General features: G+C 62.7%; 19 protein-coding genes. 14 read left to right on the top strand and 5 right to left on the bottom strand.

Going from position 1 to position 22,683, the window contains the following annotated elements:
• Positions 1-44: 44 nt before the first annotated feature.
• The 9 genes from R5M92_RS01300 to R5M92_RS01260 all read left to right on the top strand — a co-directional run bounded on the left by R5M92_RS01300 (position 45) and on the right by R5M92_RS01260 (position 10,733).
• On the top strand, positions 45-1,226 hold the full coding sequence (locus R5M92_RS01300; protein ID WP_346797243.1) for an acetate kinase: 1,182 nt from the start codon (positions 45-47) through the stop codon (positions 1,224-1,226).
• On the top strand, positions 1,226-3,424 hold the full coding sequence (gene pta / locus R5M92_RS01295; protein WP_346797242.1) for a phosphate acetyltransferase: 2,199 nt from the start codon (positions 1,226-1,228) through the stop codon (positions 3,422-3,424). Before R5M92_RS01300 ends, pta begins: the two co-directional genes overlap by 1 nt.
• Before the next feature lie 97 nt (positions 3,425-3,521).
• On the top strand, positions 3,522-4,796 hold the full coding sequence (locus R5M92_RS01290; protein ID WP_346797241.1) for a NupC/NupG family nucleoside CNT transporter: 1,275 nt from the start codon (positions 3,522-3,524) through the stop codon (positions 4,794-4,796).
• 44 nt (positions 4,797-4,840) lie between these two features.
• Positions 4,841-5,632 carry a deoxyribose-phosphate aldolase gene (deoC, locus tag R5M92_RS01285; RefSeq protein ID WP_346797240.1) on the top strand — a complete coding sequence of 264 codons (792 nt, stop codon included), beginning with the start codon at positions 4,841-4,843 and terminating at the stop codon, positions 5,630-5,632.
• Positions 5,632-6,975: a thymidine phosphorylase gene (gene deoA, locus R5M92_RS01280; protein WP_346797239.1), complete on the top strand. Its 1,344-nt coding sequence runs from the start codon at positions 5,632-5,634 to the stop codon at positions 6,973-6,975. The genes deoC and deoA overlap by 1 nt, the downstream gene beginning before the upstream one ends.
• Complete coding sequence (locus tag R5M92_RS01275) at positions 6,972-8,261, top strand: phosphopentomutase (protein WP_346797238.1); 1,290 nt, start codon at positions 6,972-6,974, stop codon at positions 8,259-8,261. Before deoA ends, R5M92_RS01275 begins: the two co-directional genes overlap by 4 nt.
• Entirely contained in the window at positions 8,261-8,986 is a 726-nt protein-coding gene (gene deoD / locus R5M92_RS01270) for a purine-nucleoside phosphorylase (protein ID WP_346797237.1), read from the top strand. Before R5M92_RS01275 ends, deoD begins: the two co-directional genes overlap by 1 nt.
• A gap of 11 nt (positions 8,987-8,997) precedes the next feature.
• Complete coding sequence (cdd, locus tag R5M92_RS01265) at positions 8,998-9,453, top strand: cytidine deaminase (RefSeq protein WP_346797235.1); 456 nt, start codon at positions 8,998-9,000, stop codon at positions 9,451-9,453.
• 149 nt (positions 9,454-9,602) lie between these two features.
• The gene (locus R5M92_RS01260; RefSeq protein WP_346797233.1) at positions 9,603-10,733 is read left to right on the top strand and encodes an aminotransferase class V-fold PLP-dependent enzyme; all 1,131 of its coding nucleotides are present in this window, start codon (positions 9,603-9,605) and stop codon (positions 10,731-10,733) included.
• Between the two features lie 58 nt (positions 10,734-10,791).
• Here the strand turns inward: R5M92_RS01260 and R5M92_RS01255 are convergent, their stop codons facing one another.
• On the bottom strand, positions 10,792-11,484 hold the full coding sequence (locus R5M92_RS01255; protein ID WP_346797231.1) for a CBS domain-containing protein: 693 nt from the start codon (positions 11,482-11,484) through the stop codon (positions 10,792-10,794).
• 193 nt (positions 11,485-11,677) lie between these two features.
• Positions 11,678-13,105, bottom strand: a complete 1,428-nt coding sequence (locus R5M92_RS01250) for a hypothetical protein (RefSeq protein ID WP_346797230.1) — start codon at positions 13,103-13,105, stop codon at positions 11,678-11,680.
• Between the two features lie 161 nt (positions 13,106-13,266).
• Between R5M92_RS01250 and R5M92_RS01245 the strand changes: the two genes are divergently transcribed.
• Positions 13,267-14,211 (top strand): J domain-containing protein, encoded by a 945-nt coding sequence (locus R5M92_RS01245; RefSeq protein ID WP_346797229.1) that lies wholly within the window; start codon positions 13,267-13,269, stop codon positions 14,209-14,211.
• Positions 14,212-14,270: 59 nt separating this feature from the next.
• Entirely contained in the window at positions 14,271-14,702 is a 432-nt protein-coding gene (locus R5M92_RS01240) for a hypothetical protein (protein ID WP_346797227.1), read from the top strand.
• On the opposite strand, the gene R5M92_RS01235 is transcribed toward R5M92_RS01240, so the two are convergent.
• Positions 14,619-17,027, bottom strand: coding sequence for a mechanosensitive ion channel domain-containing protein (locus R5M92_RS01235; RefSeq protein ID WP_417339102.1), 2,409 nt, complete (start codon positions 17,025-17,027; stop codon positions 14,619-14,621). The two genes, R5M92_RS01240 and R5M92_RS01235, sit on opposite strands and share 84 nt — an antisense overlap.
• A 213-nt stretch (positions 17,028-17,240) precedes the next feature.
• On the opposite strand from R5M92_RS01235, the gene R5M92_RS01230 reads away from it, so the two are divergent.
• The 3 genes from R5M92_RS01230 to R5M92_RS01220 are packed head-to-tail and all read left to right on the top strand — an operon-like array spanning position 17,241 to position 19,699.
• Positions 17,241-18,248 carry an amidoligase family protein gene (locus R5M92_RS01230; RefSeq protein WP_346797224.1) on the top strand — a complete coding sequence of 336 codons (1,008 nt, stop codon included), beginning with the start codon at positions 17,241-17,243 and terminating at the stop codon, positions 18,246-18,248.
• A 6-nt stretch (positions 18,249-18,254) separates the two neighbouring features.
• The gene (locus tag R5M92_RS01225) at positions 18,255-18,929 is read left to right on the top strand and encodes a gamma-glutamyl-gamma-aminobutyrate hydrolase family protein (protein WP_346797222.1); all 675 of its coding nucleotides are present in this window, start codon (positions 18,255-18,257) and stop codon (positions 18,927-18,929) included.
• 53 nt (positions 18,930-18,982) lie between these two features.
• A complete protein-coding gene (locus R5M92_RS01220) occupies positions 18,983-19,699 on the top strand; it encodes a glutamine amidotransferase (RefSeq protein WP_346797221.1) in 717 nt (238 codons plus the stop codon).
• Between the two features lie 47 nt (positions 19,700-19,746).
• Here R5M92_RS01220 and nfi read toward each other — a convergent pair whose 3' ends face one another.
• A complete protein-coding gene (gene nfi / locus R5M92_RS01215) occupies positions 19,747-20,430 on the bottom strand; it encodes a deoxyribonuclease V (RefSeq protein WP_346797220.1) in 684 nt (227 codons plus the stop codon).
• Positions 20,431-20,548: 118 nt separating this feature from the next.
• Positions 20,549-22,255 (bottom strand): DEAD/DEAH box helicase, encoded by a 1,707-nt coding sequence (locus R5M92_RS01210; RefSeq protein ID WP_346797219.1) that lies wholly within the window; start codon positions 22,253-22,255, stop codon positions 20,549-20,551.
• Positions 22,256-22,683 lie beyond the last annotated feature (428 nt).

Genomic DNA, 22,683 nt, shown 5'->3' with positions numbered 1-22,683 from the left:
TTTCACTCGTGGATTCGTTAGAAAATATTGATTAAAGGATACTTATGAGTTCAGCGGTGCTGGTTATCAATTGCGGCTCTTCTTCGATCAAGTACGCCTTGATCGAGGCCGACCCCGAGGCACCCCGCCTCGCCGGGCTGGCGGAGCGCCTGGGTAGCCCCGAAGCTCGCTTGAAGGGTGAGAACAGCCGAGGAGAGAGTTTTACGCTGCCCTTGTCCGGTGCCGACCACACGCAAGCCTTGCAGGCCATCTTCGAGCGCCTCGAAGGTCGCGAGCCCAGCGCCGTGGGCCACCGCATCGTCCATGGCGGCGAGCATTTCACCCAGGCGGCGCAAATCGACGACACGGTGATCGAGGCGATAAAGGAAACCGCCGCACTCGCGCCGCTGCACAATCCCGCCAACCTCGAAGGCGTACTGGCCACCCGCCAGATCTTCCCCGCCCTGCCCCAGGTCGCGGTATTCGACACGGCCTTCCACCAGACCCTGGCGCCGCGGGCCTATCGCTACGCCCTGCCGCAAGCGCTGTATCGCGACCACGCGATCCGGCGCTACGGTTTTCACGGCACCAGCCATGCCTACGTGAGCCAACGCGTGGCGCAATTGAGCGAGCGCGGCAATGGCGGCTGGCTTACCGCCCACCTGGGCAACGGCTGTTCTACCTGTGCCGTCTGGCAAGGTCGAAGCCAGGACACCAGCATGGGCCTGACGCCGCTGGAAGGCGTGGTGATGGGAACCCGTAGCGGCGATGTCGACCCCGGCCTGCATGCTCACCTGGCCCGCCAGCTGGACTGGTCGCTCGATCGCATCGACACCCTGCTCAACAAGGAGAGCGGGCTGCTCGGCCTGTCCGGGCTTTCCAACGACATGCGTGAACTCGAACAAGCCGCTGGCAAGGGCCATGAAGGGGCACAGCTCGCCGTGGAGGTGTTCTGCTACCGCATCGCCAAGTCCCTGGCCGCGCTCAGTTGTGCTCTCCCGCAGCTGGACGGGGTGATCTTCACCGGTGGGATCGGCGAGAATTCGGCCTTCGTCCGCCAACGGGTCATCGAACTGTTGCCCCATTTCGCTTTCTCGCTGGCACCAGAGCGCAATACCGCTACCATTCGAGGGGCGGAAGGCAAGCTCGACCGCCACGAGCACGATGGTCCGCAAGTGTGGGTGATCCCCACCGATGAAGAAGGCCGTATCGCCATGGAAACCCGCCACTGCCTGGAGGCGCTGTAATGCCGCAAGCCACGAGTCCCGCTCCATCCAACCCTTCACAACAGCCGCAGACCATCCTGCTGGTTCCCACCAGCGTCGGCGCCGGTTTGACCTCCGCTTGCCTGGGCTTGATCCAGGCGCTGGACACAATCGGCCTGAAGGCGGGATTTCTCAAGCCGTTCATGCAAGACGAGCTCAACGGACCGGGGCTGGACCGTTCCACGGCGCTGGTGTCGCGTACGCTGAACCAGCGGCCACCCGCCCCCATGTCCCAGGCTCGGCTGGAACGCCTGCTGCGCGAAGACCATACCGATGAGCTGATGGAAGACGTCATCGAGCTCTACGATCAGGTCGTCCATCAAGCCTACCGGGACGGCAGCGCGCTCGACCTGGTGGTCGTGGAAGGCGTGGTGCCGACCCAGTACACCACCTACGCCACCCAGACCAACGCCCAGCTCGCCCATGCGCTCAATGCCCGTATCATCCTGGTGGGTACCGGCGACCTGCACGAGCCACAGGCGCTCGCCGAGCTACTGGACATGCACGCGCGCAACTTCGGTGGGATCAGCTCCAGCCGCACGCTGGGCGGTATCCTGATGCGCATGCGCAACATGCCCTTCGCCGAGGATGACCTCTCCCTGGCGCCAGGCACCGTCAAGCCCGAACTGGACGCGTCGGTACTCGACGAGCTGCGCCGCTACTCGCCGGCGCTGGCCACCGACCGCTTCCACTTGATCGGAGTCGTGCCCTACAGCAAGTCCCTGAGCGCGCCACGCACGCTGGATGTCGCTCGAGCATTGAATGCTCGAGTGCTCAACGAAGGCGACGCCGACTCCCGCCGCGTGCTCTCCACCAGCCTGTGTGCGCGCAGCGCTGCCAACGCCCTGCATATCTTCAAGCCCGGCAGCCTGGTGGTCACCTCCGGCGACCGCGATGACGTGGTACTGGCCTCGGCCCTGGCGACCATGAACGGCACGCAACTGGCAGGGGTTTTGTTGACCAACGGCTTCATGCCCAACGACAACATGATCGAGATGTGTCGCCCCGCCCTGAAGACCGGGCTGCCGGTGCTGACGGTGGATACCGACAGCCTGACCACCGCCACCAACCTCAGCCGCATGAGCAACGAGATCCCCATGGACGATCTCGACCGTGCCGAGCGAATCGCGCGTTTCGTTGCCGCGCATATCGATCTCGACTGGCTCAAGGAGAACTTGAGCCGGGGCTATACCCGAAGGCTTTCGCCCTCCGCCTTTCGCCACCAGCTGGTCAAGCTGGCCCAGCAGGCGAAAAAGCGCGTCGTCCTGCCCGAAGGCGACGAACCGCGTACCGTGGAAGCCGCCATCATCTGCCAGCGTCGGGGAATCGCCGACTGCATCCTGCTGGGCAATCGCGAGGATATCGCCACCGTGGCGCGCAACCGGGGGCTGGAGCTGCCCGAGGAGCTTACGATCATCGACCCCGAAAGCATCCGTGCCAGCTATATCGGCCCCATGGTCGATCTGCGCCGCGGCAAGCTCAACGAGCTTACCGCCGAAGCCCAGCTACAGGATAACGTCGTGCTGGGCACCATGATGCTGCAGCGCGACGAGGTGGATGGCCTGGTATCGGGGGCGGTGCATACCACTGCCAACACCGTGCGCCCCGCCTTCCAGCTGATCAAGACCGCACCGGAATACAATCAGGTCTCGTCGATCTTCTTCATGCTGCTGCCGGAACAGGTGGTGGTCTACGGCGATTGCGCGGTGAATCCCGACCCGGACGCCGAGACGCTGGCGGAAATTGCCCTGCAGAGTGCGCGCTCCGCCGAGTCGTTCGGCATCGAGCCGCGTGTCGCCATGATCAGCTACTCCACCGGCGACTCTGGTACCGGTGCCGATGTCGACAAGGTGCGTGAAGCCACCCGCATCGCCCGCGAACGGGCGCCGCACCTGGCGATAGACGGGCCGCTGCAGTACGACGCCGCCGCCATCGAGAGCGTGGGCAAGCAGAAAGCTCCCGACTCGCCGGTGGCCGGACGTGCTACGGTCTTCGTCTTCCCCGACCTCAATACCGGCAATACCACCTACAAGGCGGTACAGCGCAGCGCCCGGGTCGTCAGTGTCGGCCCCATGCTGCAAGGCTTGAACAAGCCGGTGAACGATCTGTCCCGAGGTGCTCTGGTCGACGATATCGTCTATACCATCGCCCTCACGGCAATTCAGGCGTCGCAGCGATAACGCAGCTCATGCCCAGTGCCTACCAGCGCGCTACAAATGGCATCGCCAAGCGAAACCGGCTGCAACGAGTCCATCTCTCACGATTCGAGGCATTCCCATGACCCTCATCATGAGCCTGGTAGGCATGGTCACCCTGGTGGCCATTGCTCTACTCTTCTCCTACGACCGCAAGGCCATCCGTCTGCGCACCGTGCTGGGGGCCTTCGCCATCCAGGCGGGGATAGGCGCGTTCGTCCTCTATGTGCCGTTCGGCCAGAGCGTGTTGCAAACCATCTCCGGTGGTGTCAGCCAGGTGGTGACCTATGCCAACGACGGGATCGACTTTCTCTTCGGCGGGTTGGCGGATGCGGGCAACGTCGGCTTCGTCTTCGCCGTCAGGGTCTTGCCGGTCATCATCTTCTTCTCTTCGCTGATCGCCGTGCTCTATCACATCGGTATCATGCAGTGGGTGATCCGTATCCTCGGCGGCGCCTTGCAGAAGGCGCTGGGCACCTCGCGTACCGAGTCACTCTCGGCCACCGCCAATATCTTCGTCGGCCAGACCGAAGCGCCGCTGGTGGTACGTCCCTTCATCGCCCGAATGACACCATCGCAGCTGTTCGCGGTGATGTGCGGCGGCCTGGCCTCGGTCGCGGGGTCGGTACTGGCAGGCTACGCGGCGCTGGGTATCCCCATGGAATACCTGGTGGCGGCGTCGTTCATGGCCGCGCCGGGCGGGCTGCTGTTCGCCAAGTTGATCATGCCCGAGACCCGGGAGCCCGAGGACAGCGTGTCGGAAACCGAGGCGCGGCTGGAAGAGGATGCGGACCGCCCGGCCAACGTACTCGATGCCGCTGCTTCCGGGGCCACGTCCGGCATGCTGCTGGCGGCCAACGTGGGCGCCATGCTGCTGGCGTTCATCGGCTTGATCGCGCTGATCAACGGCATGCTGGGCGGCATCGGCGGCTGGCTGGGCATGGAGACGCTGAGCCTGGAGCTGATTCTCGGCTGGCTGTTCTCGCCACTGGCCTTCATGCTCGGCGTGCCCTGGGCGGAAGCCAATCTGGCCGGTTCGTTCATCGGCCAGAAGCTGGTGGTCAACGAGTTCGTCGCCTATATCAACCTGGCGCCCTACATCGATGGGGAACAGGTGGTCGCCGCCACGGGTCAGATGATGACGCCGCACACCATGGCCATTCTCTCTTTCGCCCTGTGCGGCTTCGCCAATTTGTCATCCATTGCCATACTGCTGGGGGGACTTGGCAGCATCGCTCCGAGCCGCCGCCAGGAGATCGCCCGTTTTGGCCTCAGGGCCGTGCTGGCCGGCACCCTCTCCAACTTGATGTCAGCGACGATTGCCGGGTTCTTTCTGGCACTCGGCAGCCTCGGTTGACACGATTTTCACAGACCCGTTTTACCGACCCGACGAGATACCCCATGAGCCAACCCGCCATTTCCGAACTGTCGAATATCGCCCACCAGGCGCTGGCGCTGATGGACCTCACCAGCCTCAACGACGACGATAGCGAGGCCACCATCCGCGGCTTGTGCCGCCAAGCGGCGTCCGCCGCCGGCTCGCCGGCGGCGGTATGCATTTATCCCGCCTTCATCGCCACCGCCCGCCAGGCTCTGGCGGAACAAGGGCTTGCCGACAAGGTCAGGATCGCCACGGTGACCAACTTTCCCGACGGCGGCGACGACATCGCACGGGCCGAGCGCGAGACCCGCGATGCCGTGGCTGCCGGCGCCGATGAAGTCGATGTCGTGTTTCCCTATCGCTCGCTGATGGCCGGCGATGAAAAGACCGGCCTGGCGCTGGTCAAGGCGTGCAAGACGGCCTGCGGCGACACGGCAGACCTGAAGGTGATTCTCGAGACCGGCGAGCTGGGTGACCCCGCGCTGATCCGGCGTGCCGCCGAACTGGCCATCGAAGGCGGTGCGGACTTCATCAAGACCTCCACCGGCAAGGTAGCGGTCAATGCCACGCTGGAGGCCGCCGAAATCATGCTCGAGACGATTCGCGACAGCGGCAGGGTCGTCGGATTCAAGGCCGCCGGAGGGGTACGCACCACGGCGGAAGCCGCGAGTTATCTGGCCCTGGCGAGCGAAATCATGGGCGATGACTGGCTCGATGCCGTGCATTTTCGTTTCGGTGCGTCGAGCCTTCTCGGCGACCTGCTGGCAACCCTTGGCCTCAGCGCCGACATGCAAACGCAAGGAGGCTACTGATGCTCCCGCAGGAACTGATACGCCGCAAGCGTGACGGTGGCGAACTGGCCGCCGACGATATCCGTGAATTCATCCAGGGCATCGCCGATGACCGCATCGGCGACAGCCAGATAGGCGCCTTCACCATGGCGGTATACCTCAACGGCATGAGCGACGCCGAAGTCGTCGCCTTGACCACCGCCACCCGCGACTCCGGCCACGTGATGCGCTGGGACGACCTCGATCTGCCCAGCCCCGTGGTCGACAAGCACTCCACCGGCGGCGTGGGCGACCTCGTCTCCCTGGTGCTGGGGCCCTGGGTTGCCGCCTGCGGCGCCTTCGTGCCGATGATTTCCGGGCGCGGCCTGGGCCACACCGGCGGCACGCTGGACAAGTTTGAGTCGATTCCCGGCTACGACCCGTATCCCGCCCCCGAACGGTTTCGCCGGGTCGTGAAGGACACCGGGGTTGCCATCATCGGCCAGACGGCGGATCTCGCCCCGGCGGACAAACGCATCTACGGCGTGCGCGACGTCACCGCCACGGTGGAGTCGATTCCGCTGATTACCGCCTCGATACTGGGCAAGAAGCTTGCATCCGGCCTCGACGCCCTGGTGATGGATGTAAAAGTCGGCAGCGGCGCCTTCATGCCAACCGCGGAAAAATCCCGTGAGCTGGCCAGGAGCATCGCCAATGTCGCCAGCCGCGCCGGCACGCCGACCACCGCCCTGCTGACCGACATGAGCCAGCCACTGGCACCCTGCGCAGGCAATGCCGTGGAGATCGTCGAATCCTTGGCGCTGCTGCGCGGCGAACGCCCACAAAGCCGTATCATGCAGGTGACTCGCGAGCTGGCGGTGGAGATGCTGCTGGCGGGTACGCTTGCCGCCACCCGCGAACAGGCGCTCGAAAAGCTCGACCGCGCCCTCGCCTCGGGGGCTGCCGCCGAGGTCTTCGCCCGCATGGTCAGCGAACTGGGTGGACCCCGCGATTTCCTCGAACGCTTTGAGCACTACCTGCCCCAGGCCCCGGTCACGCTTGCGGTCTACCCCCAGCAGGCGGGCAAGGTGCAACGCATCGATACTCGCGCCGTCGGCATGACCGTGGTGGAGCTGGGTGGCGGCCGGCTACGCAACGACGCCACTATCGACCATAGCGTCGGCCTGAGCGAAATCGCCGCCATTGGCGAGCAGACCGATAACCAGCGTCCACTGGCCATGGTTCACGCCCGCGACGAAGCCGCCGCCCAGCGTGCCGCCGAACAGCTTCGCGCCGCCGTCAGCATCGGTGATCCCACCTCCCAGGCGGAAGCAGTGGCGTCGGAAACATTGATTCAGGAGAGATATCGAGGAGAAACCGCATGACTCGCGCCATCGTACTCGTACTGGATTCCTTCGGTATCGGCAGCGCCCCGGATGCCGATGCGTTCGGCGATGCCGGTGCCGATACCCTGGGCCATATCGCCGCCGCCTGCGCCCGTGGCGATGCGGATGTGACCGACGGCCCCAACGCCCGTTCCGGCTCCCTCAAGTTGCCCAACATGGGACGGCTGGGCCTGTTCCATGCCCACCGCGACAGCACCGGCCACTTCGCCGAAGGAGTCGAGGAGCCGGCCCGGGTGGAGGGTGCCTATGCCTATGCCCGGGAAATCTCCTCGGGCAAGGACACGCCCTCGGGCCACTGGGAAATCGCCGGGGTGCCGGTACGCTTCGACTGGGGCTATTTTCTCGACAAGCAGGAGAGCTTTCCGGTCGAGCTGCTCGACGCCATCGTCGAGGAAGCGCAGTTGCCCGGCGTCATCGGCAATTGTCATGCCTCCGGTACCGAGATCATCACGCGGTTGGGCGATGAGCATGTGCGCAGCGGCAAGCCGATCGTCTACACCTCGGCGGATTCCGTCTTCCAGATCGCCGCCCATGAAGAGCACTTCGGCCTGGAGCGGCTGTACCAGCTATGCGAAACCGTGCGCCGCCTGCTCGAACCCTACAATATCGGCCGGGTGATCGCGCGGCCGTTCGTCGGCGAAAGTGCCGCCACCTACGCCCGCACCGGCAACCGCCGCGACTACAGCGTCGAGCCGCCCTCGCCCACCGTACTGCAGAAGCTGTGCGAGGCCGGAGGCAAGGTGGTATCCATCGGCAAGATCGCCGATATCTACGCCCACTGCGGGATTTCGCGCAAGATCAAGGCCAGCGGTCACGATGCCCTGTTCGATGCCACCCTGGACGAACTCGACCATACCGGTGCGCGCAGCATCATCATGACCAATTTCGTCGATTTCGATTCGGTCTATGGCCATCGCCGCGATGTGGCGGGTTACGCCGCCGCCCTGGAAGCCTTCGATGCTCGCCTGCCCGAGCTGCTCACACGCTTGAAACCCAGCGACCTGCTGATTCTCACCGCCGACCACGGCTGCGACCCGACCTGGCCGGGAACCGAACACACCCGGGAGTACATTCCAGTACTCGTGTCCGGTGCCGGTCTCGCTCCCGGTTCGCTGGGGGAGCGCGGCACTTTTGCCGATATCGGCCAGAGCCTGGCGGAGTATTTCGATCTCGAGCCCATGGCCGACGGTACCAGCTTTCTCTCCCACGACCCGTCGCACCCCAGCGCCGCCGATGACCCGACCGCCTCCACAGGAGCCCACTGATGGCCACGCCCCATATTGAAGCCGCCCGCGGCGATTTCGCCGACACCGTGCTCATGCCCGGCGACCCGCTGCGCGCCAAGTACATTGCCGAGACCTACCTGAGCGACGTGCGCCAGGTCAACGGCGTGCGCAGCATGTACGGCTACACCGGCCGCTACCAGGGTCGCGAGATTTCGGTGATGGGCCACGGCATGGGCATTCCCTCGGTGTCCATCTACGCCAAGGAGCTGATCACCGATTACGACGTCAAGACACTCATCCGCGTGGGTTCCTGCGGTGCGGTTCGTGACGACGTGCAGCTGCGCGATGTGGTGATCGGCCTCGGCGCCAGCACCGACTCCAAGGTCAACCGGATGCGCTTCAACGACCACGATTTCGCGGCGATCGCCGATTTCGCGCTGACCCAGCATGCGGTGGGGGCGGCCAAGGCCAAGGGCGTTGCGGTCAAGGTGGGCAACCTGTTCTCGGCAGACCTGTTCTACAACCCGCAAGCCGACATGGCCGAACTGCTCAAGCGCTACGGTATCGTCGGTGTGGAGATGGAAGCCGCCGGACTCTATGGCGTAGCGGCGGAATTCGGCGCCCGGGCGCTGACCATCTGCACCGTCTCCGACCATATCCTCAAGGGCGATTCGCTCTCCAGCGCCGAGCGTCAGACGTCGTTCGACGACATGATGCAGATTGCCCTGGAGACGGTGCTGCGCGACGACGCCGACCAGGCATGAAGGAGCCAGGCATGGATGAATCACTACAGTCAGGTCAACGTGAAGAGGCAAGCGTACCCGCCGCCATCGTAAAGCAGTTGATCGAGGTGCGTGAGCGCGCTTATGTCCCCTACTCCGCGCATCCGGTCGCCGCTGTGGCGGAAACGCAAAACGGCGAGCTGTTCGCCGGTTGCAACGTCGAAGTCGCCCACTACAAGGGCCTGTGCGCCGAAGCCTCGGCGATCGCCGCCATGGTCAGCGCCGGGCACCGGGCGCTGCGCGGTGTCTACGTCATGGGACCGGGGGAGCATCTTTGCACGCCTTGCGGCGATTGCCGCCAGCGTATCCGTGAGTTCGCCCTGCCGGATATTGCCATCAAGGTACTCTCGGGCAGCGGCGAACTGCTCAAGCAATACACCATGGAAACGCTGCTCCCCGATGCCTTCGGCCCGGAGAATGTCGGCAGATCCTCTCCGCTCTCGTCATAAATCACACCTCTTGTTCGGCTTGGGTCTGGCTTGGCCACGGGAATGCTTTTATCCTCGTGGCCATCCGTGTGCTCCTGGCTGCCGTCGGCGGTCGGCCAGAAGCCTTTCCCCAAGCGGGGAGTCACCCGTTCGCAAACCAGGAGAATGCCATGCCAGGCCTGCTTCCCGACGTCGACCCGCAAGGGTTGCTGGAATATTCGGTGGTCTATACCGACCGCTCGCTCAATCATATGTCGCAACAGTTTCAGGGCGTAATGCGGGATATCTCCGCCACCTTGAAAGAGGTCTACCACGCCCATGCGGCGGTGATCGTGCCGGGCAGCGGCACCTTCGGCATGGAAGCGGTGGCGCGCCAGTTCGCCACCGACCAGAAAACCCTGGTGATCCGCAACGGCTGGTTCAGCTACCGCTGGACGCAAATTCTCGACATGGGCAGGATCAGCGAACAGCAGACGGTGCTGAAAGCCCGGCGTATCGATGCCGAAAATGCTCATTCCGCCTTCGTGCCGGTGCCTATCAAGGAAGCCGTAGCAAAAATCCGCGAGGAAAAACCCGCGGTGGTCTTCGCCCCACAGGTAGAGACCTCCGCCGGCTTGTTGCTGCCCGATACCTATATCCAGCAGCTGGCTGACGCCACCCACGACATCGGCGGCCTGCTGGTGGTCGATGCCATCGCCGCCGGAACGCTCTGGGTGGATATGCAGGCACTGGGCATCGATGTGCTGGTCAGCGCGCCGCAGAAAGGCTGGAGCGGCCCACCCTGCTGCGCCATGGTGATGCTTTCCGAGCGTGCCGGCACCAGGCTCGTCGAGACCACCAGCTCCAGCTTTGCCTGCGACTTGCGCAAATGGCACGACATCATGCAGGCGTATGAGAACGGCGGCCATGCCTACCACGCCACCATGCCCACCGACAGCCTGCGCAGGCTGCGCGATATCATGCTGGAGACCCGCGACTACGGTTTCGACAAGGTCAAGCAGGAGCAGATCACCCTCGGCAAGCAGGCGCGTGCCATGCTCAAGCAGCATGGGTTCAAGAGCGTCGCCGCCCCCGGCTTCGAGGCCCCGGGCGTGATCGTGAGTTACAGCGAAGACAAGGCGATAGTGGCCAAGCTGGCCGAGGCCGGTGTGCAGGTGGCGGGGGGCGTGCCGTTGATGTGCGATGAAGGCGAGGACTTCCAGACCTTCCGTGTCGGCCTGTTCGGCCTGGAAAAGCTGCACGATGCCGAACGCAGCGTCGCCGCCCTGGAGCGGGCTATCGAGCAGACCACTACGAGCTGATCGACACCACACCGCTGGGCGTTCGCCCAGCGGTGTCCAATGGCTCAGTAAGGATGGATCAGAACCCGCCGACCCCTCTGGGTGCCAAGTTCAGGTTGTTTTCCACTCTTTTTACCCCATTGGTATTTTCAGCGGCGACCTGTGCCGCCATACGCTGCTCCTTGGCATCGACCAGCCCCCAGAGCTCGACGTTGCCGTTTTCCACCACGACATTGATGCCGCCGATGCGCACACCGGCCTTGTCTTCGATTTCCCTGATGATGGTGTCGCGAATGGCGCGGTCATCCGCCGGCGACTCGGAGGGCTGAGGACCGGCCGAGGCCAGCCCCTGCAACAGATTGGCTCGACTCACGATCCCCACCAGCTTGTGCTCACGCACCACCGGCACACGCTTGATATGGTGTTTTTCGAGCAACCGAGCCACGTCTCCCAGGTCCATGGTTTCCTCGATGGTCAAGGGATTCGGAGTCATGATCTCGCTCGCCTTGCGACCATGAGACTTGACGTAGGAACCGGCGTCGTTGGCCCCGGCAAAAATGGATTTCAGCCACCAGGATTTGTGTTGATCGGTGCCATTCTCCACCCGGCGCATCAAGTCTCCTTCACTGACAATACCCAGCACCCGGCCTTCGGCATTGACGACCGGCACTGCACTGATCCGGTTTTCCAACAACAGCCGGGCGATGTCTCGTACTTGGGTATCCGGCTCAACCGTAATCACGTTCTGGGTCATGACATCGTTTGCTTGCATGGTATTACCTCGTTCCTGACTTGCAGTGGCGTTCAGCGATTATCAAAGACTGGGCGTGAATCAAGCGCCACTCATGAAGAGAGAACCTTCCCTTGTGATTCTAGTTGGGAATGTCACTTGTCGCGATGTCACTGTAGCGCCTCGGAAAGAAGCCTTATTTGATACAGCTCATGAGGAGTCTGTTGACGTTTCATCATCCACCCTCTTCATGAACTTTTTCCACATCGACGATGCCCGAGCGGCTCACCACCACTTTCCAGCGCGCAATCAAGGTGGTTTCCCCACTGCCGGTTTCTCGCACCACCAGATTGAACAGGTGACGCCGTTCCACGCTTTCGCGCACGGCTTGCCCCTCCTTGAGGCGGTAGACGTGATGTTTTCCCTTGCTCATCAAGCGGGTCAGCATGGCCATGTCGAGAGTCAATGTTTCCCGCGTATGCTCGTAACCACTCAAAAAACGCGTGGGTGACATGCGCGAGCTGGAACGATAATGCACCACGACCTCTTCGCGTTGCGCGACGTTTCGCTTGCGCACCCGCTGGATCTCTTCATCCAGCGAGGTGAAGCGCTTGTAGTCGAACCATTCGAGCTGGCGCCCCACCAGGGTGTTGCTGGTGGCGTCCAGGTATTGACGCCGCCACTTGGGGCGACCCTTGCGCAGCAGTCGCCACAAGGTATTGCGCAAATCGTCCTTGAACACCTCGCGCATGGCGTAAAGCACCGCCATCGCCAACACGAACAAGGCGGTGATATCGCCCAGGGCCACCCGCAAGCGCAGAATGCTGAAAGAAACGAACATCATGACCACCGCCGTCGCCAACGCCTTGACCGCTTTCTGCTCACCGCCACCCAGCTCCTGGGAGCGCTGTTTCAAGGTAATGGGATATTCGATCAGGCGTCGCAGCAGCCGCATCTTGTTGGACATCCGCGTGGGGTCGTTGACCACGCGTTCGGCGTTGTAGCGATGCTCGCTGCGATAGGCGCTCTCCCGGTGACAGGTGTCGATAAACCGCCGCCTGACGTCCTGGTACTCACGACCACGAGGCATGTGTGCCACCAGGGCGAGCAGTCGTTGCTCGGTAAACCAGGAGAGGTAATTATCGATATTGATGAAATACTTGTGCAGGCTCTCGTCATCGGGCCGGTTGCGACGCAGGCGCTTGAGTATCCCATCGCTGAGCTCGCCGGCCTCCTCCATCTGCCGCACCAGGTCAGCGCCGGGAAACGCTGCCTCACCCTCCTTCCGGGCGCTGCTCGGCGCCGCTTCCCCTTGCGTGCTGCGCATCTTGCGCGCCTGGGTCAGCAGTTCCTCGGTATAACGCTCCATGGCCACCACATACTGGTAGGCATACAGGCTCAGATTGAGGCGGTAATAATCGCTACCCAGCCGGTTGCGCCGTGAAAGGCGGCTCAAGACCAAGGGCAGATGGTGTGTATCGCTGTAATAGGTGCGCTTGGCGTGTACTGCGGAATGATAAAGCGCCTCTTCCGAGATCAGATGGGTACTCAAGCCGAGTTCGCCGGGGACGAACAGGTACACATCCAGATGATGGGAAGTCTCCTCCTTCAGCGTCCGCGCCAAGCGCAATTGAAAGCTGTTCTTGCGCTCTAGCGTGATCACCTGACCAATCTCCTACTCCCTTGGATGACTTGATGTTATACCATGTTCAATAAAGCTGGCCGTGGCGACGTGTTCCCGGTGTCTTATCCGCCCCCGGTTGAAGACGCTTTGGCCGCCATTTAGCGAAAACTTACTTCGATTACGCCCGCTGGAGCCTGGGAATGTCCATTGCCCGCTTTTCACCATTCGAGCTTCTGCTGTTGAAAAGCCGCAACCAGATGGACACGGCGGCCTTGCTGCTACTGGCCTGGGTACTGGTCAACCGCGCCCATATCTCCGAAGGCCAGCGACGCCGGCGCCTGGCTCAGGTTACCGCCTCGTTCCGCCACGGCCATGAATTGGGGCCGGTGCTGCAGATCGCCCATGCCCAGGATCTCCAGGCCATTCAACTCGCGGCTGAAGTTCTGCGCAAGGAGTGTTCGCCGCAGCGCGGCCTCAGTGTCATGCACCAGGCCATTACCCTGGCCACCGATAACGGCGAACTATCCCAGCCCAACCACTATATCCTGCGCTTTCTTGCCGACCTGCTCAGTATAGCCCCGGGCACTTTCCAGACCCTGTTCCAGGAACTGGCCGGTGCCCCCATGAGCACCCCGGATGACTTGAGCCGTGAGGCCTACTGGCAGACCCGCCCGCAGCCATCGCGCCGCTCCGAAAAACCCGCAGACGAATCCCCTGGACAAGAGCGCCAAGCACGCAAGGAAGAAGCGCGCCGGGAGAAGGCCGAAAAAAAGCAACGGGCACAGCAGGAAAAAGCACAAAAAGAGCAGCAAGAAAAAGAACAACAGGAACAAGCCCGCAAGGAGCGGCAGGAGCGTGAACGTCGCGAACGCGCACGTTACGAACGCGAACGCCAGGAGCAGCGCCACCGCCAACACGAGAGCGCCTATACGCCACCCCCGGGAGACCGCAGGACGCGCGCCCTCTCGATCCTGGGCTTGCCCCCCGGTGCCAGTCGTGGCGAAGTGCGCCAGGCCTATCGGCGCATGGCGCAACTGCACCATCCCGACCGCTTCTTCTCCGAAAGCGAACAGCTGGCAGCGCAAGCCTCGCTACGTTTCCAGAAGATCAAGAAGGCCTATGATTACCTCATGGAAATGTATTGAGACGATGCGAAGCCCAACATCCATGAAATACGCTCATTATCCCTTGAAGGGAGGCTGGCATGCGTGACCTGTACCAGCGACTGGCGCTAGCCCCCGACGCCGACGAGGCGGCTATCGGCCAGGCCTTGAGCCGGTGCCAGAACAGCGCCTTGAAGCAGGATGGCGAAGCGGTTCTCCAGGAGCCCGAAAGGCGCGCCGAATACGACAGGCTGCACGCGACGTTGAGCGATATCGGCAGATTGCGCGCCCGCCTGGGATTGAGCCACGGGGCGCACTGGCAGGGCAATGTAGCAAACGACTTCTCCTTGCCGCCCGACAACGCTATCTCTCGTCATGACGAGCTGGTCGATCGGGTCAGCCACGCCGTCTCGCTCTACAACCGCTGGCGGCTCTGGCGTGGTTCCTGGTCATTCATCGCCCTGATTGCCATCGGAGCCGGCATAGGACTCGGCGTGGGATTCGCGCTTGGCATGCGCCTGGGGACGCTTTAACGCCACGCTGGCTTTCGCCCTGGACCGCCCCGCCCGCTTGTCGACGGTTTCTTCCTTGGCATGGGTATTAGGGTTGGATGCGCTGCCTCGCTCTTCGAAATGACGCACATCGCGGCGCTTTTCCTGAACCGTCGGCTTGGGGGCACCTTGCGGCGCTTGCGGATGTACCAACTCGGTATCCTGGCTCGCCTCGGGTTCCAGCGGGCCACCGGTCTGGCCTTCCATGCTCACGCTCAACCGCGGTATGCCCAGGTCGACGCCCTGCGCTTCCATACGCTGCTTGAGCAGCAGATTGAAGGCACGAGCCACATCCCACTGCATTTCGGGAGCAGTGCGAAAACGCATCCGCAGTATCGCCCCGCCCTCATCGAAGCGATCGATCCCCTGCATCTCGAGCGGCGACCAGATGTAGTGTCGCATCATCGGATCCTTGCGCAGCTCCTGGGCGGTTTCCTGCATCATGTTGATCGCCTCATCCACCGGCATGTCGTGTGGAATGCGGATTCGCATCAAGGCGATGCCGAACTGCCGAGACATGTTGTGGATCGAGTCGATGCGGCTGAAGGTAATGATATGCACGATACCGTCCAGGTCGCGCAAGCGTACGGTGCGTAGCGTCAGGCCTTCCACCGTGCCCATGTGGCCGTTGATCTGAACGAAGTCATCTACCGCCAGGGAATCCTCGATGAGGATGAAGATACCGGTGATCAAATCCTGCACCAGCGTCTGAGCGCCGAAACCGATCGCCAGACCGATGACACCGGCACCCGCCAGCAGTGGCGTCACGTTCACGCCGAGATTGGCCAGCCCCGCGATACCGGCGATGATAAGGATGGTGACGAAGATCACGTTGCGGATCATCGGAGTGATGGTCTGAGCGCGCGCCTGATTGACGCGCCGCCCACGCGAACGCGCCGACGAGATCAGAGCACGCTGGATAGCGGTATCGGCGAAGATCCAGATCAGCCAGGCCAGCAATATGGTGATGCTCAAGCTGACCAGGGCCTGACCGATACGGGCACTGGCCACGCCCTGCTGACCCAGCCCGAGCAACGAGCCCCCCCAGACCTGCATGAAGAATTCGCCAAACAGGGCCCAGGTGACGATATGCCCCAGGACATAACCGAAGCGCTCCAGACGCCTGCGATATTGGCTGCTGCGATGGCGATGACGGCGCTTGCTCCGGCGCTCGGAATGGCGCCTGATCAACCCGGTCACCACCAGTGCCAGTACCAGCAGGCCGGCGGATATGATCGAACGCACCAGGGCCGTACCCACATCGCCCACGGTAATGAAGATCGCCAGCAGCGACCCGCCCACCAGCAGTAACGCCGGCACATGCCACAGCCCACCCAGGCTGCGCACCAATTCCACTACCGCACCGGTATCACGACGCTGGCGATACGGCCGGTTACAGATCAAGTGGCGTATCGGACGCTTGAACTTGAGGATGAAACGACCACTCAACAGCGCCGCCAGCATATTCGCCAGCACCGAAATCAAGGAAGCGAGCTCAGCCCCCAGCATTTCGATCAAGCGACTTGAATTCAGGGCATCGCCCAGCGCGATCAGCGCGCCGATCACGAACAGCCAGCGCAATGCTTTCTGCTGAAGTAAAAGCACCGCCGTAAAGCGATGTCCCCGGCTGAACACGGCGATGACAGTTTCAAACACGACCGACAGCGCGCGGCCGAAAAGGCAGGCGTAGGCCACCACCAGCACCAGGACACGACCGGAGCTAAGGGGCAGCAATTGACCGATGCCCAATACCAGCACGAAAGAGAGAATCCATGGCAGCATGCGGCGCAAGAAATGCACTGCCAACAGCCAGGCGGGAGGATCGCGGGGCAGGTCCTGCGGCCAGCCGCGTCGCGCTGCCACCAGCCGGCCAAGGGCGATCATCACCGCCAGCAACACCCCCCAGATGACAGCCAGCACGGCGCCCTCCATGGTGCTACGTATCGCTTCACCGGCTTCGGCACCGGATGCCAGCTCACGCAGGTCGTGGCTGCCCTGGCGCAGCTGGCGGGTCCATTCATCGATGGGGGAATTCCCGGCCTGGGCCTGCTCCCCCAGATCGGTCAAGGTATCCGCCAAGGCACCCAGCAATCCCTGGTGGACCACACCGGAATCCTCAGCGGTATCCTGAGCCGTGCGCAGCTCACGCAAGCTCGAGAGCAACTCGCTGCGCCGTTCATCATTTTCCAGGGTCGCGATGACGTCATCCAGCGACTGCTGGAAGTCCTCGGCATTCGCCTCCGTCTCCTCCTGATCACTGCCCATGCCCGGCAGCGACATCCCCTGCGCATGGACCGGGGACGACATCAGACCGATACTCACCAGAAGCAGAACGATCAACACTCTTACCCCGGCTTCGATTACCTTGTGTCGTGGCACGCTTCTCTCCTGCCTCGTGTACATGAGCTTGACGCATCGATCGCATAAGCGAAGCGTCCCTCCCCGAAGCCATTACTCCAGGCCCAACGCAGGGGTATGATAGGCTGACACGCCTATTCGTTCACCTCACAGGATGCCGAGATGACGTTGCAAGCACCACCCAACCCCTTCAACTACGAAGGACATCGCCGTCGTGTCGGGGTGGAGATCGAGTTTGCAGGCCTCCCGCCCCGCGATACCGCGCTGCTGGTGCGCGAGCTGTTCGGGGGTGAGCTAAACGTCGTCAGCCCGCACCGGCTTCTGGTGGAAAACACGCGCTGGGGCGAATTCGGAATCGAGCTGGACACTCAGTATGCCCACCCCGACGCCACGCTACTCGAGCAACCCACCGTATTGGATAGCGAGTGGGAGCGCCAGCGCCATCAGATGCGCCTGGAATTCCATGCCTGGACCCGGGAATTGATCGGCGACATGGTCACCGGTCTGGTGCCCACCGAAGTGGTCTGCCCGCCGATTCCCTGGGATGACCTGGAGGCGCTCGACAGCCTCTTCGAGGAACTGCGCCGCCATGGCGCCAAGGGCACCGATGCCAGCCTGCTATACGGTTTCGGCCTGCACTTGAATCCCGAACTCTCCAGCCTGGAAGCGGAGGACATTCTTTCGGTTCTGCGCGCTTATCTGCTGCTCGCCGAATGGCTACGTCACGAGATCAAGGTGGACATCACCCGTGAAGTGCTCCCCCACGCCAATCCGTTTCCCAAGGAGTACATCCTCAAGGTGCTGGATAGCGGCTATAGCCCGGATATCGACAGCCTGATCGCGGACTACCTCGACTACAACCCGACCCGTAATCGCGAGCTCGACCTTTTTCCCCTGTTCGCTTTCCTGCGCCCACAGCATCCTCACGAACTCATGCATACCAAGCTGGTCAAGCCACGGCCGACCTTCCACTACCGGCTACCCAATGCGCAGCTTTCGCAGCCCGGCTGGGGCGCTGTACTGGAGTGGAACCGCTGGGTGGAGGTGGAAAAACTGGCGGCGCGGCGTGACATACTCGCAGCGCGCTGTGCCGCATATATCAGTGACCACTCCCGCTCCCCCGTGACTCGCTGGCTGGATAAACTTCGCCATTGGCTAGGGGAAGAGTGACGCTCTATGACACGACCTGTAATCGGCATTACTACCTCCGATGCCAAGAGCCGTATCGCCTGGTGGTTCGACTGGTTCGCCGTCTGGCGCCATGGTGGCCGCCCACTGCGTCTCTCCCCTTCGCGCGCGCTCCCGAACAGCCTGGATGGGCTGATCATCGGCGGCGGCGACGATATTCAGGCCCACCTCTACGGGGGCGAAGTTCAACTCGATGTCCGCGTCGACCCCCAGCGCGATGAACTCGAACTCGCCTTGCTCGAGAAGTTCATTCCCCGTGAGGTGCCGGTACTGGGAATCTGCCGGGGCGCCCAGCTGCTCAACGTCCACCTGGGCGGGACTCTGGACCCCGATATCTACACTACCCACGATGGCTTGAAACGACGCCGCACGGTGTTGCCACGCAAGACGGTAGATATTACGGGGGATAGCCAGTTGTACCGTATACTCAAGGTAAGCTGGTGTCGCATCAATAGCTTGCACCACCAGGCGGTACAGGAAGCGGGGCGCGGCATCGATATCGTCGCCCGTGACCGCGACGGACTGGTCCAGGGCATCGAATCCCGCGACCACGCCTTTCTCATAGGCGTCCAGTGGCATCCCGAATGGTTGATCTTCAACCGTCCGCAGCAGCGCTTGATTCGGGCGCTGGTGGTCGCGGCAGGCAAGCATCTCGCTGGCTAGCGCATCATCGATACCCGAAGGTGCCAACCCGTTTTCTCCTGTATGGAGGCCACATGGCAACACTTTTGATCGTGAAGACCGGGGACGCCTTTGCGGAAGTCATCAGCCGCCATGGTGATTTCGAGGAGCTGTTCCAGCAGCAGCTCGCCCCCGCCCTGGACGAGAAAACGTCACTGTGGGTATTCGACGCCCAGCGCGAAACGACGCTTCCGTCGCTTGCCGGTCTGTCCGGTATCGTCATCACCGGTTCCCACAGCATGGTCAGCGACAGCGAACCCTGGAGCGAGGCTCTCAAGCCGTGGCTACAACAGGCCCTGGCCGAGGATGTACCTTTGCTCGGGGTCTGCTATGGCCATCAATTGATGGCGGCCGCCTTCGGTGGGCGCAGCGACTACCACCCGGCCGGGCGCGAATCCGGCACACTGGAAGTCGACCTGACCGATGCCGGCCGCAACGACCCGCTACTGGGTAGCCTGCCGCCCCGTTTTCGCGCTCACTTGACCCATGCCCAGGCGGTGGTGGAAAAGCCCGCCGAGGCACAGGTACTGGCATGCAACTCTCACGACCCTCACCAGGCGCTGCGCTACGGCCCACGTCAATGGAGCGTACAGTTTCATCCCGAGTTCACCGCGCCGGTCATGCGCGCCTACCTCGAACGGCAGCGGACGGCACTAAGCGACCAGGGCGACGATCCCGAGAAGCTATTGGCCGATGTTACCGACACGCCGCACGCCTCCAGTCTACTGCGGCGTTTCGCGGAGCTAGTGTAACTAGCGGTGTGTCGAGCTAGTGTAACCAGCGGTGCGTCATGTTCGCCTCAACGCGAGTCGCGGCGGGAAGCCAGCCTGTCCGCCAGCCGAGTCGGCTCGGGCAGTTTGGTCTTGCCCAGGCATGCCGTCACCCAAGCCAAGGAAGTCTCCAAGGTAATGCGATTGCCGGGGGATATGAATAGCGGTTTCACCTTGGCGCGTGAACGCAACACGGCGCCGATAGTTTCCGTTCCGGCGAGAAGAGGCGTCCAGTCGCCACGCTGCTCGCCCACTTCAGCATGCTTGCCGTACAGGCGCGACTTGGCGACGCCGATGGTCGGCAGGTCGAGCCATAGCCCCAAGTGAGCCGCAACTCCCAAGCCACGCGGATGGGCGATCCCCTGGCCATCCACCATCACCAACTCGGGGCTGGTTTCGAGCTTGGCAAACGCTCCTAGTGCCGCCGGAATCTCGCGAAACGACAGCAGCCCGGGAATGTATGGCATGCGTGTCGGCTCGCGGTGAACCACCTGCTCTACCACTGTCAGGTCGGGTGCGGTGGCGCTATCCCATCTGAGCACCACTACCGCCGCCCGGGTGGTTTCGCCGCAGTCTTCGAATCCGATATCCACCCCGGCGATATGCTTCACCGGGTCGATTCGATCCTCGAGCTCCAGGCGCTGCGCCAACTGCGACTGCAGTGCGCGCGCCGGTCCAGGCGCCAGATTCCATTCATGCAGTGACTCGAGCATCCATTCCTCCTTGAATAAACAGACCACTGACAAGGTAGCAAAAAAACACCCCCGTGCCGGTATCCGGCACGGGGGTGTCTGATCATCTCAATTGCCGTTCAAGACCGGCTGAGTGACCTTAGGCGCGTTCGCGACGGCGAATCGGGGCATCACCCTCGTCGCGGCGGCGGCGCGGAGCGCGCTCAGCCGGTGCGCTGTCTTCGCTGATTTCCAGCGGACGGCCCGCCACCTTGGCGCGAGCCATCTTGGCCAGGATCGTGGACGGCAGGCCGCTCGGCAGCTCGACCACGGAGAAGGCGTTGCGAATATCGATACGCCCGATACGGGCACCTTCGATACCGCCTTCGTTAGCCAGTGCGCCGACCAGCTGGCCCGGTTTGACGCCGTCCTTGTGGCCCACCGACACGCGATAGCGAGTCATACCTTCGCTTGGCCCACGCTCACGGCGCGGCGCCTTGCCATCGCGCGGTGAACCGCGTTCGGTACGCTCCTTGCGGGGCGCCTGCAGGCGACCGATGGGGGCTTCGTCGGCACGCGCCATGGCGGAGAAGGCGCACGCCAGTTCGATCGGGTCGTGACCCTCTTCCACCAGACGCTCGACCAGCGCACGCTGCTCATCGGCACCCTTGGTGACGGCGGCGATGACCCGCTGATGGAAAATATCGTCACGATGCGCGCGAATGGCAGCTTCGTCGGGAAGCGGCATTTCGCTCATCTTCTGGCCGCTGGCTTGCTCCAGCCAGCCCACCTTGCGGCCTTCGCGGAAGCCGGCAAACGTAATGGCGACACCGGTACGTCCTGCACGGCCGGTACGGCCGATGCGGTGCGTATAGGCTTCGGCGTCCTGGGGCAGGTCATAATTGATGACGTGGGTGATGCGCGGTACGTCGAGACCACGCGCGGCGACGTCGGTGGCGATCAGTACATCCACCTTGCCGCGCTTTAGACGAGTAATGGTGCGCTCACGCAGGCTCTGGTCAAGATCACCGGAGAGACCGGCAGCATTCACGCCACGTGCGGTCAACTGCTCCACCAGGGTGGTACAGGCCGCCCGGGTACGCACGAAGACGATGGCGCCATCGACCGGTTCCACTTCCAGGATACGCGACAGCGCTTCCAGCTTGGCGCCACCATCGACACGTACCACGCGCTGCTCGATGCTGGCGGCGGTACCGATTTTCGCTTCGATCGCCACTTTCACCGGATCGACCAGGTACCGGTTGACGATACGCTCGATTTCCGCCGGCAGCGTAGCGGAGAAGAAGACACGCTGAGCGGTTTTGGGAGTATCGGCGACAACCCGCTTGACGTCATCGATGAAGCCCATGCGCAGCATCTCGTCAGCTTCGTCCAGCACCAGGGCGGAAAGTCCATCCAGCTTGAGGCTACCGCGATCCAGGTGATCGATCACCCGGCCGGGGGTGCCCACTACCACTTGCGCGCCGCGCTTCAAGGCGCCGAGCTGTTCGCGGTATTCCTGACCGCCACACAACGTGGCCACTTCCAGGCCCTGCATGTTCTGACCATACTTGCTGAAAGAGACGGCAACCTGTTGCGCCAGCTCACGTGTCGGAGCCAGCACTAGAACTTGCGGCTCGCGACGCTGAACATCGAGCCGTGACAATAACGGTAATGCAAATGCGGCTGTCTTGCCGGTACCCGTCTGGGCCTGGCCCAGCATATCGCGACCTTCCAGCAGCGCAGGGATGGTTTGCGCTTGGATGGGTGACGGGGTTTCATAGCCCTGTGCTTCAACAGCGGACAGAACGGCAGGCAACAAAGCCAGATCGCCGAAGCTCGGCGAGGCGACGGAAGTCGAGGTCATTAATCACACCTTGGTAGGCCGGCATCGCCGGCAAAAAAACATCGTTAGCGTTCCTGACTCGGAATTGATTCATCGATCAAATGGAGTGCCAATGATCCCTTGGGGAAGTGGCAGCTAATTGAGTCGGGAACGCCGGTCGCACCTGGCATACGGTTCGGCAAGCCCAATGGCTATCGCGGCCGAACCGCTGTGGCGACCTTCTGCGCCGATTTTACCCGAGTGGCAAAATACTGGAGGCGCGCCATCTTCACAGCAACGAACATCCGCAAACGGCAGAATGTTCTCGTGAGCCTTGCGTTATAAAAGCAAGCGCTCAATCGTCGTGATGGAGGGGTCAGCACATGCGAGGAGCGCACATACTAGCATCATCTTCCCGGCTATGACCAGCTTTTTCGTACCCATTTCAGCTGTCGCGGCTCATACCTCTG

The sequence above is a fragment of the Halomonas sp. Bachu 37 genome, from assembly GCF_039691755.1.
Taxonomy (GTDB): domain Bacteria; phylum Pseudomonadota; class Gammaproteobacteria; order Pseudomonadales; family Halomonadaceae; genus Vreelandella; species Vreelandella kashgarensis.
This window is presented reverse-complemented; position numbering and strand designations above follow the sequence as displayed.